Annotated in this window: 19 protein-coding genes; 11 read left to right on the top strand and 8 right to left on the bottom strand. The window is 68.4% G+C overall.

The features are described 5' to 3' along the window. Positions 1-29: 29 nt before the first annotated feature. The 3 genes from WDC82_RS12550 to WDC82_RS12540 all read right to left on the bottom strand — a co-directional run bounded on the left by WDC82_RS12550 (position 30) and on the right by WDC82_RS12540 (position 2,798). A complete protein-coding gene (locus WDC82_RS12550) occupies positions 30-1,340 on the bottom strand; it encodes a glycerate kinase (RefSeq protein ID WP_340117659.1) in 1,311 nt (436 codons plus the stop codon). A 20-nt stretch (positions 1,341-1,360) separates the two neighbouring features. Beyond that, on the bottom strand, positions 1,361-2,125 hold the full coding sequence (locus WDC82_RS12545; RefSeq protein ID WP_340117658.1) for a FadR/GntR family transcriptional regulator: 765 nt from the start codon (positions 2,123-2,125) through the stop codon (positions 1,361-1,363). A 220-nt stretch (positions 2,126-2,345) separates the two neighbouring features. Then, positions 2,346-2,798, bottom strand: a complete 453-nt coding sequence (locus tag WDC82_RS12540; protein ID WP_367576128.1) for an NUDIX hydrolase — start codon at positions 2,796-2,798, stop codon at positions 2,346-2,348. A gap of 74 nt (positions 2,799-2,872) precedes the next feature. Here WDC82_RS12540 and WDC82_RS12535 point away from each other — a divergent pair, with 74 nt between their 5' ends. Together WDC82_RS12535 and WDC82_RS12530 are read left to right on the top strand one after the other, a co-directional pair. Further along, positions 2,873-3,775: a dihydrodipicolinate synthase family protein gene (locus WDC82_RS12535; protein WP_340117657.1), complete on the top strand. Its 903-nt coding sequence runs from the start codon at positions 2,873-2,875 to the stop codon at positions 3,773-3,775. A gap of 5 nt (positions 3,776-3,780) precedes the next feature. After that, the gene (locus tag WDC82_RS12530; protein ID WP_340117780.1) at positions 3,781-4,278 is read left to right on the top strand and encodes a GNAT family N-acetyltransferase; all 498 of its coding nucleotides are present in this window, start codon (positions 3,781-3,783) and stop codon (positions 4,276-4,278) included. Between the two features lie 90 nt (positions 4,279-4,368). Here the strand turns inward: WDC82_RS12530 and WDC82_RS12525 are convergent, their stop codons facing one another. The 3 genes from WDC82_RS12525 to WDC82_RS12515 all read right to left on the bottom strand — a co-directional run bounded on the left by WDC82_RS12525 (position 4,369) and on the right by WDC82_RS12515 (position 7,159). Then, positions 4,369-5,112, bottom strand: coding sequence for a DUF6683 family protein (locus WDC82_RS12525; protein WP_340117656.1), 744 nt, complete (start codon positions 5,110-5,112; stop codon positions 4,369-4,371). Between the two features lie 80 nt (positions 5,113-5,192). After that, positions 5,193-6,119 carry a cation diffusion facilitator family transporter gene (locus WDC82_RS12520; protein ID WP_340117655.1) on the bottom strand — a complete coding sequence of 309 codons (927 nt, stop codon included), beginning with the start codon at positions 6,117-6,119 and terminating at the stop codon, positions 5,193-5,195. A 5-nt stretch (positions 6,120-6,124) separates the two neighbouring features. Beyond that, the gene (locus tag WDC82_RS12515; protein WP_340117654.1) at positions 6,125-7,159 is read right to left on the bottom strand and encodes a 4-hydroxyproline epimerase; all 1,035 of its coding nucleotides are present in this window, start codon (positions 7,157-7,159) and stop codon (positions 6,125-6,127) included. A 149-nt stretch (positions 7,160-7,308) separates the two neighbouring features. On the opposite strand from WDC82_RS12515, the gene WDC82_RS12510 reads away from it, so the two are divergent. The 4 genes from WDC82_RS12510 (at position 7,309) to WDC82_RS12495 (ending at position 10,134) form a co-directional block, all read left to right on the top strand. After that, positions 7,309-8,136, top strand: a complete 828-nt coding sequence (locus WDC82_RS12510) for an N-formylglutamate amidohydrolase (protein WP_340117653.1) — start codon at positions 7,309-7,311, stop codon at positions 8,134-8,136. A 38-nt stretch (positions 8,137-8,174) separates the two neighbouring features. Further along, complete coding sequence (locus tag WDC82_RS12505) at positions 8,175-9,335, top strand: carboxylate-amine ligase (RefSeq protein ID WP_340117652.1); 1,161 nt, start codon at positions 8,175-8,177, stop codon at positions 9,333-9,335. Positions 9,336-9,418: 83 nt separating this feature from the next. Then, complete coding sequence (locus WDC82_RS12500) at positions 9,419-9,715, top strand: DUF1244 domain-containing protein (RefSeq protein ID WP_340117651.1); 297 nt, start codon at positions 9,419-9,421, stop codon at positions 9,713-9,715. A gap of 170 nt (positions 9,716-9,885) precedes the next feature. Continuing rightward, positions 9,886-10,134 carry a DUF2312 domain-containing protein gene (locus WDC82_RS12495; RefSeq protein ID WP_340117650.1) on the top strand — a complete coding sequence of 83 codons (249 nt, stop codon included), beginning with the start codon at positions 9,886-9,888 and terminating at the stop codon, positions 10,132-10,134. A 27-nt stretch (positions 10,135-10,161) separates the two neighbouring features. Here the strand turns inward: WDC82_RS12495 and WDC82_RS12490 are convergent, their stop codons facing one another. After that, positions 10,162-10,698 carry a hypothetical protein gene (locus WDC82_RS12490; protein ID WP_340117649.1) on the bottom strand — a complete coding sequence of 179 codons (537 nt, stop codon included), beginning with the start codon at positions 10,696-10,698 and terminating at the stop codon, positions 10,162-10,164. Positions 10,699-10,929: 231 nt separating this feature from the next. Here WDC82_RS12490 and WDC82_RS12485 point away from each other — a divergent pair, with 231 nt between their 5' ends. Genes WDC82_RS12485 through nthA form a run of 3 tightly spaced genes read left to right on the top strand, consistent with a single transcriptional unit; the run spans position 10,930 to position 12,304 of the window. Next, complete coding sequence (locus tag WDC82_RS12485) at positions 10,930-11,325, top strand: nitrile hydratase (RefSeq protein WP_340117648.1); 396 nt, start codon at positions 10,930-10,932, stop codon at positions 11,323-11,325. Further along, complete coding sequence (locus WDC82_RS12480) at positions 11,322-11,609, top strand: SH3-like domain-containing protein (RefSeq protein WP_340117647.1); 288 nt, start codon at positions 11,322-11,324, stop codon at positions 11,607-11,609. Before WDC82_RS12485 ends, WDC82_RS12480 begins: the two co-directional genes overlap by 4 nt. Beyond that, positions 11,606-12,304 (top strand): nitrile hydratase subunit alpha, encoded by a 699-nt coding sequence (nthA, locus tag WDC82_RS12475; RefSeq protein WP_340117646.1) that lies wholly within the window; start codon positions 11,606-11,608, stop codon positions 12,302-12,304. The genes WDC82_RS12480 and nthA overlap by 4 nt, the downstream gene beginning before the upstream one ends. Positions 12,305-12,310: 6 nt before the next feature. Here nthA and WDC82_RS12470 read toward each other — a convergent pair whose 3' ends face one another. Beyond that, positions 12,311-12,937: a glutathione S-transferase family protein gene (locus WDC82_RS12470; protein WP_340117645.1), complete on the bottom strand. Its 627-nt coding sequence runs from the start codon at positions 12,935-12,937 to the stop codon at positions 12,311-12,313. 193 nt (positions 12,938-13,130) lie between these two features. Between WDC82_RS12470 and WDC82_RS12465 the strand changes: the two genes are divergently transcribed. Further along, positions 13,131-13,895: an SDR family oxidoreductase gene (locus WDC82_RS12465; protein ID WP_340117644.1), complete on the top strand. Its 765-nt coding sequence runs from the start codon at positions 13,131-13,133 to the stop codon at positions 13,893-13,895. Between the two features lie 152 nt (positions 13,896-14,047). Then, entirely contained in the window at positions 14,048-15,112 is a 1,065-nt protein-coding gene (locus WDC82_RS12460) for an alpha/beta fold hydrolase (protein ID WP_340117643.1), read from the top strand. The last annotated feature ends 10 nt before the right edge of the window (positions 15,113-15,122 follow it).

Below are 15,122 nucleotides of genomic sequence, written 5' to 3'. Positions count from 1 at the left end.
TGTCGGCCTAATCGAATTTTTCGTGACCATCAGGCGCAGGTCGGGTCGGAGGCGATCAGGATGGCACGGAAGTCGTTCACATTGGTGAGCGTGGGCCCGGTGACGACGAGGTCGCCGAGCGCGGAGAAGAAGCCGTAGCCGTCGTTGTCCGCCAGCATGGCCTTGGCGTCGAGCCCGGCGTCGGCGGCGCGGGCCAGGGTGCGCGGGCCCATCAGGGCGCCGGCGTTGTCCTCGCTGCCGTCGATGCCGTCGGTGTCGCAGGCGATGGCGTGGATGCTGTCCATCCCTTCCCCCGGCGTGCTTTCCAGGGCGACGGTGAGGGCGAGGAGGAATTCAGCGTTGCGTCCGCCGCGGCCGTTGCCGCGCAGGGTCACGGTGGTCTCGCCGCCGGAGAGGAGGACGCAAGGCGGTTTGGCCGGCTGACCGAAGCGAGCCGCCTGGCGGGCGATGCCCGCCATCACCTGGGCCACCTCGCGGGCCTCGCCCTCGATGGAATCGCCCAGGATGACCGGCGTCACGCCGGCCGCGCGCGCGACCGCGGCGGCGGCCTCCAGCGAGTCCTGCGGCCGTGCGATCAGGTGGGTTTCGCAGGACGCGAGGCGCGGGTCGCCGGGCTTGGGAGTCTCCTCGGCGGCGGCCTGCAAATGTTTGCGTACCGATGACGGTGCGTCGATGTCGTACTTGTCGAGGATTGCCAGGGCGTCGGCGAAGCTGGTCGGGTCGGGCACCGTCGGGCCGGAGGCGATCACCGCCGGGTCATCGCCCGGCACGTCGGAGATGAGGAGGCTCACCACCCGGGCCGGCGCCGCGGCGGCGGCGAGGCGCCCGCCCTTGATGGCCGAGAGGTGCTTGCGCAGGCAGTTCATCTCGTCGATGGCGGCGCCGGAGCGCAAGAGCGCCTTGTTCACGGCCTGCTTTTCTTCCAGGGAGATGCCCTCGGCGGGCAGCGACAGCAGCGCCGAGCCGCCGCCGGAGATGAGACAGAGCACGAGGTCGTCGGGGCCGAGGCCCTGGACCATCCGCAGGATGCGGCCGGCGGCGTCGAGCCCCGCCTGGTCGGGTACCGGGTGGGCGGCCTCGACCACCTCGATGCGCCGGCAGGGCACGGCGTGGCCGTAGCGGGTCACCACCAGACCCTGCAGATCACCATCCCAGTTGTCCTCCACCGCGCGGGCCATGGCACCGGCGGCCTTGCCGGCGCCCACCACGATGGTGCGTCCCCCTGAACCTTTCGGCGGCGGGGGCGGCAGGAACCGCGGCACGGCCTTGGCCGGGTCGGCGGCGGCCAGAGCCGCGTCGAACAGCCGGCGCAGCAGGGCGCCGGAATCGAACTCCGTCATGATACGGCCCTGTGCCGGGGTCAGCCTTGGGCGGCAGCTTGCGGCAGCGCGGCCGCCGCGGCGGCGGCCTCGCTCTCGCCCTCATCCTCTTCGTAGCGCGACAGCACGGTGTTCAGGTGCTCGCGCATGGCCTCCTCGGCGCCGTCGCCGTCGCCACGCTGGATCGCCGCCCAGATGGCGCGATGCTGTTCCATGAAGCGGCGGTCGTCGGCCGGGCTGGCATACAGGCTGTAGCGGTGGAAGGCGAACATCTGCTCCAGGATATCGCCCAGCACCGACATCAGGTGCATGAAGACCGCCGAGTTGGAGGCCTTGGCGATGGCCAGGTGGAAGTTCAGGTCGTCCTCCGCCTTGGCGCGCGAGGGACGGTCGGGGCTCATGATGATGGCAAAGCAGCGCTCGATCCCCTCCAGCTGTTCCGGCGTCGCCCGCTCGGCCGCGCGGCGTGCCGCCCAGACCTCCAGGTTGGCGCGCACCTCGGCGAGGTCGTGCAGGTTGTTGCGATTGGCGCGCACCAGGCGGGCCAGCGCCGAGTCGAGCTGGTCGGCGGCCGCGGTGATGCGGGTGCCGCCGCCCTGTACGGCGGTGACGAAGCCCTGCGCCTTTAGCTGCTGCAGGGCGGCGCGCACGGAAACACGGCTGACGCCCATCATGTCGGCCAGCTGGCGCTCGCCGGGCAGGCGTTCGCCGGGCGCCAGCTCGCCGCTGGAGATCATGCGCAGCAGCTCGCCGGCAATGCGGTCGGCCACGCGCTCGCGGGGGATTTCCTGAAATCGACGGTCCATAGCTTTTTACCGGTCCTGCGGCGTCCGTGCGGCAAGGCGGTCCTATGGACTGCCCAGTGGCGGACTTGACCGGCCTCCCTCTTCGTGTGTTGGCTGCCTTATTGGCATTTTGGTATGACCACTTTGGAACCTATTAAAGCGGCATTCGGCCCACCCCGTCAAGCGGCCGGTGGAAAGGCATTCCGAAAATTTGCGGAGTAGGGGTAGAAACTCCAAAGAGTCAGCGCGTTAGCGCTAAAGCCCGGGCGATGACATCGGTGACGCCGGGGCACAGCGGCTGCGGCAAGGCGGTGGGGTCGGCCCAGCAGGCTTCCAGGGCGTCGTCGCGGGCCTCGGCCTCGCCCGAGCGCCAGTCCAGCCGAATGGCGATCATGACGTGGTGGTGATTGCCCTCGACCAGGTCGACCGCCTCGATGACCCGCGGATTGGTGCCGATGACGCCGGTTTCCTCGTAGAGTTCGCGCAGCGCCGCGAGCGAGACGGCCTCGCCCCATTCAACCTTGCCGCCGGGAAAGCCCCAGTGGCCGGCCTGCGGCGGGTTGGCGCGGCGCACCAGCAGCACCTCAAGCGTGCCGGCCGGGCGCGCGCCGTGGTGAACTGCGGCGTCGCGCGTCATCACCGCCAGCACCGAAAGGCGGGGCCCTGGTGCGGCGGAACGGGAGGGTCTGTCCATGGTACTTCCCAGATCGGCGGGGCCGCGCCATGCTAGGAGCCCGGCGTGTTTCAGGCAATCGGAGGCGAAGTACCATGACGGTTGAATGGCAGGGCGTGTTCCCGGCGGCGACGACGCAGTTCACCACGGCGGGTGCCGTGGATATGGAGGCGACCACGGCGCATCTCGACCGGCTGATCCGTGCCGGCGTGCACGGCCTCGTCATGTTGGGCACGGTGGGCGAGAACTGCTCTCTGACGGCGGAGGAAAAGCGCGCCGTGGTGAAGGCGGCGGTGGAGAAATCGGCCGGCCGCGTGCCGGTCATCGCCGGCGTCGCCGAGACGACGACGGCAGAGGCCTGCCGCTATGCCGCTGACGCCGAGGCGCTGGGCGCCGACGGACTGATGGTCTTGCCGGCGATGGTCTACAAGGCCGACGCGCGCGAGACCATGGCCCACTACCGCAGCGTCGCGCGCGCCTCGGCCCTGCCGGTCATGTGCTACAACAATCCCGTCGTCTACGGCGTCGACATCACGCCCGAGATGTTCGCCGAACTGGCCGACGAGCCGACCCTCGCCTGCATCAAGGAATCCTCCGACGACCCGCGCCGCCTGACCGACATCGTGAACGCCTGCGGCGAGCGCTACGTGCTGTTCGGCGGGGTCGACGACCTGGTGATGGAATCGGTGATGCTGGGCGCCGCCGGCACCGTCGCCGGGCTGGTGAACGCCTTCCCGGAAGAAACGCTGCGCCTGTGGACGCTGGCGAGCGCCGGGCGCTATGCCGAGGCACTGGACCTCTATCGCTGGTTCACGCCGGTGCTGCACCTCGACTGCCACCCCAAGCTGGTGCAGTACATCAAGCTGGCCCAGGCCCTGTGCGGCTACGGCACCGAGGACTGCCGCCCGCCGCGCCTGGCGCTGGAGGGCGAGGAGCGGGCACGCATCACCGCGCTCATCCAGCGCGCCATCGACACAAGGCCGAAGCTGGCGGCGTGACGGCGATGGAGGTTTCGCCCACTGCCGATGAACGCATCGAGATCATCGCCCGGCCGGAACGATTCGACGATTGGGAAGGCCTGCTCGCTCTCCTGCGCGAGGCCTTTGCCTATATGGACGGGCGTATCGACCCGCCGTCGTCGCTGCACAGCTTTGACGCGGCCAAGCTGGCCGCGAAGGCGGCGGAGGAAGACCTCATACTCGCCTTTCTGGACGGCGACCTCGTCGGCTGCCTCTTCGCCGCGCCGCGCGGCGACGCGCTCTATCTCGGCAAGATCGCGGTGAAGCCCGGCCTCAGGGGCAGGGGCATCGCCCGGCGCATGTTCGAGCTGGCCGAGGCGAGTGCGAGAACGCGGGGTTTCGCGGCGCTGGAGCTGCAGGCGCGCATCGAGCTGGTGGAGAACCACCGCACCTTCACGGCGCTGGGCTTTCGCAAGACCGGCGAGGGTTGCCACCCCGGCTACTCCCGGCCGACCGACGTGAACTTCCGCAAAGCGCTTTAGCGGGACGCAAGACGCCGCCTTGCGCTGCCGTCTCGGGACGAGGTCAATTTTTTCAGTGTGAGCCGTAAAGCGGGTGCCGTTTCAGGCAGCCTAGCGTTCGACGAAACCCTGGTCGGTCAGCCGCAGGCGGTCGAGGTCGACGCCGACGGAGAGGAAGACGGCGTGCAGGTGTTCGCGCAGGCGGGCGAGGGCCTCGTCGTTGCCGGTACGCCGCAGCTCGTTCGCGCTGTTCGCGGCGACGGTGGTCATGTACGCCATGACGGAGGCCGCCTGCTGTTTCTCCGCATTGCTCATGCGCGCGACCTGCCCCTGTGCCGCCATGCCGGCGGCGATGCTGTCGCGCACCGCACGGATTGCGCCGGCGCCGGCGCCGACGTCGTTGCTGTTCACCACCTGCCAGGAGATCAGATAGGTGGCGGCGGTGATGTCGGCCATGTTTTCGATGGAGAGCTCGGCCTGGTTCAGGACCTCGGTGAACTGGAGCCACAGGTCATCGCTGCGGATCGTCAGCCGGACTTGTTCTTCCAGCTGTTCGCCCTCGGTAACCGCCAGCACGCTGGCCAGCAGCTTCTGCCGCGTCGCGCGCTCCACCTCCGGTGACGGCACGAAGGACAGGCTGTCGAGGATTCCCTGGGGCACCGCCGGGGGCAGGCCGACCAGCGTCGGCTTGCCGACGGCCGCGAGGCTCTGCTGGAAAATATCGGCGCGGTAAATTGCGGTGAGGCCCAGGGATCCGGCACCGCGGTTGTCTGACGAAGTCTGGGCGGTCTGGAATGCGGCTTGAGCGGGTGCTGCCAGCAGAGCGGCGATCAGCGCAAGAAAGAGGAAACGCATGGGCTCTCCGAGGGTGACAAGTCGTGGTTCATCATTTGACGCTGCCGAGGCCGTCTGCAACCTTTCAGCACGGTGAATTCTCAATCATCGCCGCAGTGTCCGCGCTCGATCTGCACGGTGGAGTGGTCAATGCCGAAGCGGTGGGACAGCACCTCCTTGATGCGCAGCAGGGTTGTTTGAGGATCGGCGGCCTCGGTCATCTTTGCATGAAGGGTCAGCAGCGGCATCTCCGGGGTCAGAGACCAGGCATGGATATGATGCACGTCCTCCAGGCCGGGTACGTCGTCCAGGAGGGCCCGGCGCAGGTCCTTCGGCTCGATCTGCGTCGGCGTGCCTTCCAGCAGGATGTGCACCGACTCGCGGACCACCAGCCAGGCGCTGCGCAGGACCAGCAGGCCGACCAGCATCGATAGAAGGGGATCGATGGGCATCCAGCCGGTCCACAGGATCACCAGCGCGCCGGCGATGGCGGCGGCCGAGCCGAGCAGATCGCCCAGCACGTGGGCGGCGGCGCCGCGCATGTTCAGGTTCTCGCGGTCGCCGCCGTGCAGCACCCAGAAGGCGGCGATGTTCACGACCAGGCCGAGGGCGGCGACCCCCAGCATGAGGCCACCTTCCACCGCGACCGGGTTCATCAGCCGCTGGATGGCCTCGATGAAGATCCAGGCCACGATGGCGACCAGGACGGCGCCGTTCACGAAGGCGGCGAGCACCTGGCCGCGGTGGTAGCCGTAGGAGCGCCGCGGGTCGGCCGGGCGCCGCGCGATGCGGAAGGCACACCAGGCGAGCGCCAGGCTGGCCGCATCGGTCAGCATGTGCGCGGCGTCGGCAAGCAGCGCCAGCGATCCGGAGATCAGGCCGCCGGCGACCTCCGCTCCCATGAAGCCGGCGGTGAGCAGGAAGGCACAGAGCACGCGCGTCTCGTTGCTGGCGCCGTGCGCGTGGCCGTGAGCATGGCTGTGACCGTGACCGTGACCGTGGCTGTGACCGGCGTGATGGTGGCCCATGGGAGTCACACCACCTGGAAGCCGTGCGCGTAGGGATCGCGCGCGTCGATGGTGATGGTGTTGAGGCCGGTCATGCGCGCCCAGCCCTCGATGGAAGGCACGATGCCCAGATGATTGCCCACCCGCGTCTCGGCCTCGACGCGGCCGGTGAAGAGGCTGCCGATGATGCTCTCGTGCACGAAGCGGTCGCCGGTTTTCAGGCGGCCCTTGGCGTGCAGCTGCGCCATGCGCGCCGAGGTGCCGGTGCCGCAGGGGCTGCGGTCGATCGCCTTGTTGCCGTAGAAGACGGCGTTGCGGGCGTCGGCTTCCGGCTTGGTCGGCTTGCCGGTCCACAGGATATGGCTGACGCCCCGGATGGTGGGGTTGTCCGGGTGGACGACCTCGATCGTTTCGTTCAGCGCGCGGCGCAGCAGCGGCGAGAGGCGCAGGATATCGCCCGGCGTCAGGTCGGCGAGATCGTTGTAGTTCGGCTGCGGCTCGACGATGGCGTAGAAGTTGCCGCCGTAGGCGATGTCGACGGTGAGGCTGCCCAGCTCCGGGCAGTCGGCAGTGATCCCCTCGGCGGCCAGATAGGAGCCGACGTTGGTGAGGCGTACCGAGTCGACGTAGCCGTCCTTGAGGAAATAGCGCGCCTCGACCAGGCCGGCCGGAGTCTCCAGGCGCAGCAGGCCGGGCTCGCGGGGCTGCACGAGGCCGCGCTCCACCGCGAAGGTGACGGTGCCGATGGTGCCGTGGCCGCACATCGGCAGGCAGCCGGAGGTCTCGATGTAGAGCACGCCGATATCGCAGTCGGGGCGGCCGGGGGGGTAGAGGATGGCGCCGGACATCATGTCGTGGCCGCGCGGTTCGAACATCAGGCCGGTGCGGATCCAGTCGTAGCGGGCGAGAAAGTCCTGGCGCTTCTCGCTCATGCCCGCGCCGGCCAGTGACGGGCCGCCGGCGGCGACCAGCCGCACCGGATTGCCGCAGGTGTGGCCGTCGATGCAGAAGAAGGTGTTGGGACGGATGCCGGCGTCGCCGGCTGCGGGCGCTTCGCTCATGGCCGGCAGTATCGGGGCGGCCCCCCTTCTTGACAATGGGCCTTTGCCGGGCGGCAACCTTATGGTTGACGCGCTGTTTACCGCCTCCGCGGCGCCGTTCGCGGCGGGGCTTTTCCTGACAGCGGCCCGGCGGCTATAGTCAGCGCCTTATGTCGACCGCAGAGATCACCACCTCTTCCCTCGAAGAACCGCAGGAATCCGGGCTTCTGGCGCCGGACGAGCCGCGCCCTTTTGAGCTCTTCAACGGCGCCGGCGCGGCGCCGGTGCTGCTGCTGTGCGACCATGCGACGCGCTTCATCCCGCGGGCGCTGGAGTCCCTCGGGCTCGACGAGGCGGCGCTGACGCGCCACATCGCCTGGGACATCGGCATCGCCGAGGTGACCCGCCAACTGGCCCGGCGGCTCGATGCACCGGCGGTGCTCAGCCATTTTTCGCGCCTTATCGTCGACCCCAACCGCCCGCTGGACAACCCGACGCTGATGCCGGAGGTCAGCGACGGCACCGTGGTGCCCGGCAACCGCGGCCTCGGCGAGGCGGCGCGCAGGGCCCGCGTCGAGACCTTTTTCCGGCCCTACCACGGCGCCATCGCGGCGCAGATCGACGCCATGATGGACAAGGGCAGGACGCCGGTGCTCGTCTCCATGCACTCCTTCACGCCGATCATGCACGGCCTGCAGAGGCCATGGCAGATCGGCATTCTGTGGAACCGCGATCCGCGCCTGCCACGGCCGCTGATGGACCGTCTGCGCGCCGACGGTCTGACGGTGGGCGACAACGAGCCCTATTCGGGCGCCGACGGCCACGGCTACACCCAGCACACGCACGGCGACCGCCGCGGCCTCGCCAACGTGCTGATCGAGGTGCGCCAGGATCTGATTGACACCCAGCACGGTGCCGCCGACTGGGCCGAGCGCCTCGCCGCGGCGCTGGAGTCTGTGCTGGACGATCCGGCGCTCTACCGCATCGGGCACGACTGAACCGGCGGACGGCGCCTGACAGAGGGGGAGGCGGGGGAATGAGCAGCAGTCTGCGCCGGGAGCCGAGCTTCACCGTCGGCATGGAGGAGGAATACCTCCTGGTCGACCGCGAGACCCGCAACCTGGTGGTCGACCCGCCCGACAGCCTGATGACCCGTTGCGAGCAGGAACTGGGCGAGCGGGTCGCCCCGGAGTTCCTGCAGTCGCAGATCGAGGTCGGCACCAGCAAGTGCGAGACGGTGGCCGAGGCCGGCGCCGAGCTGGCCGAGCTGCGCCGCACCATCGCGCGCATCGCCGGCGATTACGGTCTCGCCCCCATCGCCGCCTCCACCCATCCCTTCGCCCAGTGGGACACCCAGAAGCACACGCGCAAAGAACGCTACGATGACCTGGCGCGCGACATGCAGGCGGTGGTGCGGCGCCTCGTCATCTGCGGCATGCACGTGCACTGCGGCCTCGACGACGACGAGCTGCGCATCGACCTGATGCAGCAGATCAGCTATTTCCTGCCGCACCTTCTGGCGCTCTCGACCTCCTCGCCGTTCTGGCGCGGCGAGGTGACCGGCCTCAAGTGCTACCGCCTCTCGGTGTTCCACGAGCTGCCGCGCACCGGCCTGCCGGAGACCTTCGACAGCTTCGGCGAGTACCAGCGCCACCTCGACGTCATGGTGCACGCCGGCCTGCTGGAGGACGGCTCCAAGATCTGGTGGGACATCCGGCCCTCGGCGCGCTTTCCCACCCTGGAGATGCGCATCGCCGACGTCTGCACCCACCTGGAAGACGGCGTCACCATCGCCGCGCTCTACGTCAGCCTGCTGCGCATGCTCTACATCCTGAAGCGCAACAACCAGCGCTGGCGCAAGTACTCCAACATGCTGATCGACGAGAACCGCTGGCGCGCGCAGCGCTATGGGCTCGACGAAGGCCTGGTCGATTTCGGCAGGGGCGAAGTGGTGCCCTACGATACCCTGCTGGAGGAGATCATCGGGCTAGCGGGCGAGCATGCCCAGGCGTTGGGCTGTCTGACCCAGGTACAGCACGCGCGTGAAATCCTGCGCCGCGGGACCTCGGCGCACCGCCAGCTCGCGGTCTATGCCGAGGCCACGGCCGGCGGCGCGGACAAGCACGAAGCCCTGCGCCAGGTCGTCGACTACCTCATCGAGGCCAGCGTGCCGGCGGCCGCCCCCGCAACGGTGTAAGCCCGCAACCTGGAAATTGGGCCGACAGCGCCCCAGATTCTCCTTATGTCAGAAGCAAGAAGTCAGTAGGAAAGAGGACCGTTATGGACGACAAGACCCGCACCGAACTGGAGGCCGCCGCCTTCCGCACCCTGGTCGAGCACCTGCGCGAGCGCACCGACGTGCAGAACATCGACCTGATGAACCTCGCCGGCTTCTGCCGCAACTGCCTGTCCAAGTGGTACCTGGCCGCCGCCGAGGACAAGGGCATCGAGATGGACTACGCCAAGGCGCGCGAGATCGTCTACGGCATGCCCTACGAGGCCTGGAAGGACAAATACCAGACCGAGGCGACGGCCGAGCAGAAGGCCGCCTTCGTCGACAGCCACAAGCACGGCTAGCCGTCCGGTTCCGCTGGCGCCGGGCCGCGCGGCCGGACGGGTTATCCCCGCTTTTCCCGTCGCCGGCGGGCCGATCCGGCGTTGTCAGGCCGCGCTTCGGGGGCTAGTCTCGCGACCCTTCAAGAGGGTCGAATCCCGCAGGACCCCAGTAGAAATCTAGGAGTTTATGCATGTCTGATGTTGGCGGCATCGGGGCGGACCGGCTGCGCACTTTCATCGAGCGCATCGAGCGCCTGGAAGAGGAAAAGGCGGCGCTGACCGCCGATATCCGCGAAGTCTATTCCGAGGCCAAGGGCGAGGGCTTCGACACCAAGGTGATGCGCCACGTCATCCGCCTGCGCAAGATGGACACCGGCGACCGTCAGGAGCAGGAAGCCATTCTCGACCTCTACAAGCAGGCCCTGGGCATGCTGGGCTAGGGATGAAGGGCTGAGGAAGGGCCGGTTCTACAGCAGGCCGCTGGTCTGCGACTTGGCGAGATCCTCGGCGCTCTTTTCGGCCACCTTCTGCTTCACGAACTCCTTAAATTCCTGCAACAGGGCCTGCTGGTCGTCGGGCGACATCGCGTCGAAGTCTGCCTGGGTCATGCCTTTCGACCTGAGGAAGGAGTCGAGATAGCGCTCCTCCGGCGTCTGGGCCATGTACTCCAGGAAAGCCCGGACAGCGCCTGAGGTCTCTTCCTCGTCTTCCTCGAGGCTGACCGAGGCGACGGCCTCATCCTCCGACGCGCTCTCGGCGCGTGCGGCGTCCTTGGCCGACTCTTGTGCCAGCTGCTGGGCGATGAAAGCGGTATTCACCGGCGCATCGGTCCGGTCGCCCTGAACCGCCCGGGCGGCCGCGGCTTTCTGCTGTTTATGCTCTTCCAGCCGCAGCGCCATCTTGTCCAGCACGTCGCCATAGTCCGTGGCACCGCTGGCCGGCGCGGCGTTGGTGAGGCCCCAGCTCAAGTAGCTTTGGGAATAGGTGCTGCTGACGGCGGTCATGGCTTCGGCCCTCGTTTGCCGGTCTGTAGGGGTCAAAACGCTTGCGGGAAGGAGGTGCAACTTTCGCGCCAGCCGCTGGTCGCGCCGGCGCCGCGGAGTTCCGCGTGGCCCGACGGGCGGTTCTTGCCGGTGACCCGGCAAAACCTGCCGGGAGGGGGAAAGCCTTGCCCCCTTGGCACCTCTTTTTGCTGCCCGTTGACGCTGTCGCCCGGCCCGGCCGATACTGGCGGCATGAGCAAGGAAAGAGACGACGAAGAGGTGCTGCGGCGCCACCATGACATGGGCGGGCTGCCCGCGGGCCCCGTTGACCCATACAAGCCTGGGGCGGAACACGACTACGCCCCCTGGGAGAAGCGGGTCGACGCCATCCTGCGCCTGCTGGGCGATCCCAAGCGCGGCGTCATCAAGACGGATGAGCTGCGCCGCGGTATCGAGGAACTGGGCCCCGGTGCCTACGACGCGATGAGCTACTACGAGCGCTGGATCGCCTCGATCACCAACAACCTGCTGGAAAAGGGCGTCATCACGGTGGACGAGTTGGGCCGCCGCATGGCCGCCATCAGCGAGGCCTGGCCGGCCGGGGTGGAGGCCCCAAAGACGTCCCGCGATGAGGAGAACAAGCGGTGACGGCGCGCTTCCGGGTCGGCGAGACCGTGACGGTGCGCGCCGCTTTTCCGCCGGGCCACGTGCGCACGCCTTTCTTCCTGCGCGGCAAGACGGGCCGTGTCACCGAGGTGCTGGGTCCCTACCGCAACCCGGAGGAGCTGGCCTACGGGCGCAGCGGCGAGCCGGCGTTGCCGCTCTACCGCGTGCTGTTCCCCACGGCGTCGCTGTGGGACGGTTACGACGGGCCGCCGCAGGACACGACCGTGGCCGACATCTATGAAAACTGGCTGGAGGTGTTGCCGTGAGCCACGACCACGACCACGATCACGAGCACGGGCATGGTCATGACAATGCGCACCAGCCGCACCCCTTCCAGCCGGACCTGGAGGAGGCGCCGCTCACCCACTACCAGGCGATGACCCAGGCGGTGGCCGAGCTGCTGATCGAGAAAGGCCTGTTCTCCGCCGACGAGCTGCGCGCGATGGTCGAGGCGATCGACGCCAAGAGCCCGGCGGCCGGCGCCCGCATGGTGGCGCGCGCCTGGGCCGACCCCGCCTTCAAGGAACGCATGCTGGCCGACGTGAACAAGGCGGCGCGGGAACTGGACATCGACGCCGGCGGTATCCCGATCCGCGCGGTGGAGAACGCCGAAGGGGTGCACAACGTTATCGTCTGCACCCTCTGCTCCTGCTACCCGCGCCTGCTGATCGGCCTGCCGCCGGACTGGTACAAGTCGCGCGCCTACCGCAGCCGCACGGTGCGCGAGCCGCGCAAGGTGCTGGCGGAATTCGGCACCACGATCCCCGACGAGGTCGAGGTGCGCGTGCACGATTCCACCGCCGATTTGCGCTACATGGTGCTGCCGGTGCGCCCCGCCGGCACGGAGGGCTGGGACGAGGCGGCGCTGGCCGATCTCGTCACCCGCGACTGCATGATCGGCGTCACGCTGCCGAAGAGTCCTGGGTCGAAAACTCCCGGGCCGAAAGGGCCTGCTGCCTAAGCGCGATCAATCCGCTTCCGCGGGCATGTCCGCGTCGTCGAGTTCCGTGGCGCGGCGGTGCGCCGGACGGTCGCCGACGCGGGCGTAGTATTCGGCGAAGCCGGGGCGCTGCTCGATCGAACCAAACTGCAAGCCCCAGCCGATCTGGGCGCCGAGGTAGAGGTCGGCGGCGGTGAACTGTTGGCCGCAGATGTAGCCCTCGGCGGGGAGCAGTTTTTCCAGGGCATCCAGGGTGCGCGCGTAGCTGCCGTAGCCGGCGAGGCCCTGGTTGCGCTCGCCCTGCGGCTCGAATCCCATGGTGTGGTTGGTCGTCGCCTGCTCCAGCGGCCCGGCGGCGAAGAAGAGGGCCTGGTAGTAGGTGTCGCGCCGGTCCGGCGGCGGGGCGAGGCCGGCCTGCGGGAAGGCGTCGGCGAGGTAGGCGCAGATCGCCGCGCACTCGGTCACCACCCGGTCGCCGTGGCGCAGCACCGGCACCTTCCCCATGGGGTTCAGCGCCAGGAACGCCGGCGTGCGCATGGCCGGGCCGAAGTCGGCCACCTTCGCCTCGTAGGGGCAGCCGACCTCCTCCAGCATCCAGCGGACGATGCGCCCGCGCGACATCGGGTTGGTGTAGAGGATCACTTCTGGGTTCATCGAGCGTCTCCAGCGATTGGCGACCGGGAGCCTAACCGCAAGCGCGCGAACCGTCATCTTGACAGGCTCCTGCCGTTTCACCGTGCGCAAGATTCGGACACAAGCTCCGGATAGAGGGAGCCCTCCGCCAACTGCTCTTCTCGCTCCGGGCCGTTCGATGGGGTTCGGCCAAGACTGATGTTAGGAGCAAGTCATGAGTGCATTGGCAGATAAAGTCGCCATCGTCACCGGTGCCAGTTCGGGGATCGGCCGGGCAGCGGCATTGCTGTTCGCTGCCGAGGGAGCCAAGGTGGTGGCCGCGTCGCGTCGCAAGCCGGAGCTCGACCTTCTGGTGAAGGAAATCGTCGAACAAGGCGGCCGGGCGGTCGCTGTTGCCGGCGATGTGAAGGATCCTGCGCATGCCGAGAGTCTGGTCGCGACGGCCAGGGAGCAGTTCGGCGGGCTCGACATCGCCTTCAACAATGCGGGAACGCTGGGGGAGATGGGGTCCGTGGCGGAAGTCTCCCTGGACGGCTGGCGCGATACCCTGGAGACCAACCTGACCAGCGCATACCTGGGCGCCAAGCACCAGATCCCGGCGATGAGCGAGCGCGGCGGAGGGTCGCTGATTTTCACGTCCACCTTCGTCGGACATACGGCCGGCATGCCCGGCATGGCGGCCTACGCGGCCAGCAAAGCGGGGCTGATCGGCCTGACACAGGTGCTGGCGGTAGAGCACGGGGCGGCGGGGATCCGCGTCAACGCGCTGCTGCCGGGCGGCACCGACACGCCGATGGGCCGCAGCGTCGCCAATACACCGGAGATGAAGGCTTTCGTCGAAGGGTTGCACGCGCTGAAACGCACGGCGTCGCCGGAAGAGATCGCTCGCGCGGCGCTCTACCTGGCATCGGACGGCGCCAGCTTCATGACCGGCACCGCGATGCTGATCGACGGCGGCGTCTCGATCTGCCGGACCTAGAGCTGAGCGCGATCCGCCGGTAGGCCGGGCGGGGCAGCGTCAGTATACCCCGCCCGCACTACCCCCTTCGTCCGTCTGCCGCCGCGTTGGCGATCCTGCTAGGCTGCGACGCCGCATGGGCGTTTCGACGCCCGCAACAGGGGAGGCGGGGCATGGCCGTCAACATCTACTTCGCGACCAACCGCAAGGTGCTGAAGGACGGCGACGACGCCGAGATCGGCGAGACCTTCCACGAGAATTTCGACGAGCTGCGCTTCGGGCGCGCCAGCTTCACCGGCAGCGAGCTCTACAAGAAGGATCTCGACTCCTTCATCGGTAAGGCGAAGGTCCACGTCCCCAAGGAGAAGCTAAGCCTGGAGGACGCGGCGAAGTCGAAGCTGGGCAGCACCGCGATCTTCGACGAGGTGCGCCAGGAGATGCTGAAGAAGGGCGATGCCCTGATCTTCGTGCACGGTTACGACCACAAGTTCCGCGAGGCCGCAGGCCGCGCCGCGCAGTTGCAGCAGTGGCTCGCCGCCGGCGGCAAGGACATGGCCGTACTGCTGTTCACCTGGCCCTCGGCGGGCGCCGGCGTGTCTCGGCGCACTTACGCCGACGACCGCAAGCGCGCGGAAATTTCAGGCCCGGCGCTGGGCCGTGCCTTGCTGAAGGCAACGGACTTCATCCGCAACACACCGCGCAACGACCGCTGCAACGGGCGCATCCACCTCCTCTGCCACTCGATGGGAAACTGGGCCCTGCGCGGCGCGGTGCAGGCGATGCGCACCTTCGTCGGCAACAACATTCCGCCGCTGTTCGACGAGGTGATCCTGGCGGCGGCCGACGAGGACGACGACACCCTGCAAAGCAACTACAAGGTCGCGCCGCTGCTGCGCGGCTGCCGGCGGATCACGGTGTACTACAACCACCAGGACCTGGCGCTGAAGGCCAGCGACTACGCCATGGGCAATCCGGACCGCCTGGGCCGCAGCGGACCCTGCCTGACGCCACAATGCCCCTCGAAGGTTGCGGTGGTGAACGTCTCGCCGGCAGTCGTCTGGCAAGCCAAGGGTGCCGCCGCCTGGACCGCCGATCCCACCGGCCACCAGTACTTCCGCAACAACACCCGTGTCCGCCAGGACATCCTGCAGGTGCTGGGCGGCAAGCTGGACGAGGATTTCGTCGCCGACAAGGAGCGACGCAGGAACGATATCGGCGACTACTGGCGGCTGGTGTAGGCGGCTGTCG

Source organism: Pelagibius sp. 7325 (genome assembly GCF_037652055.1).
Taxonomy (GTDB): domain Bacteria; phylum Pseudomonadota; class Alphaproteobacteria; order Kiloniellales; family Kiloniellaceae; genus Pelagibius.
Note: the sequence above shows the minus strand (reverse complement) of the source record. Positions and strands in the feature narration are given on the sequence as shown.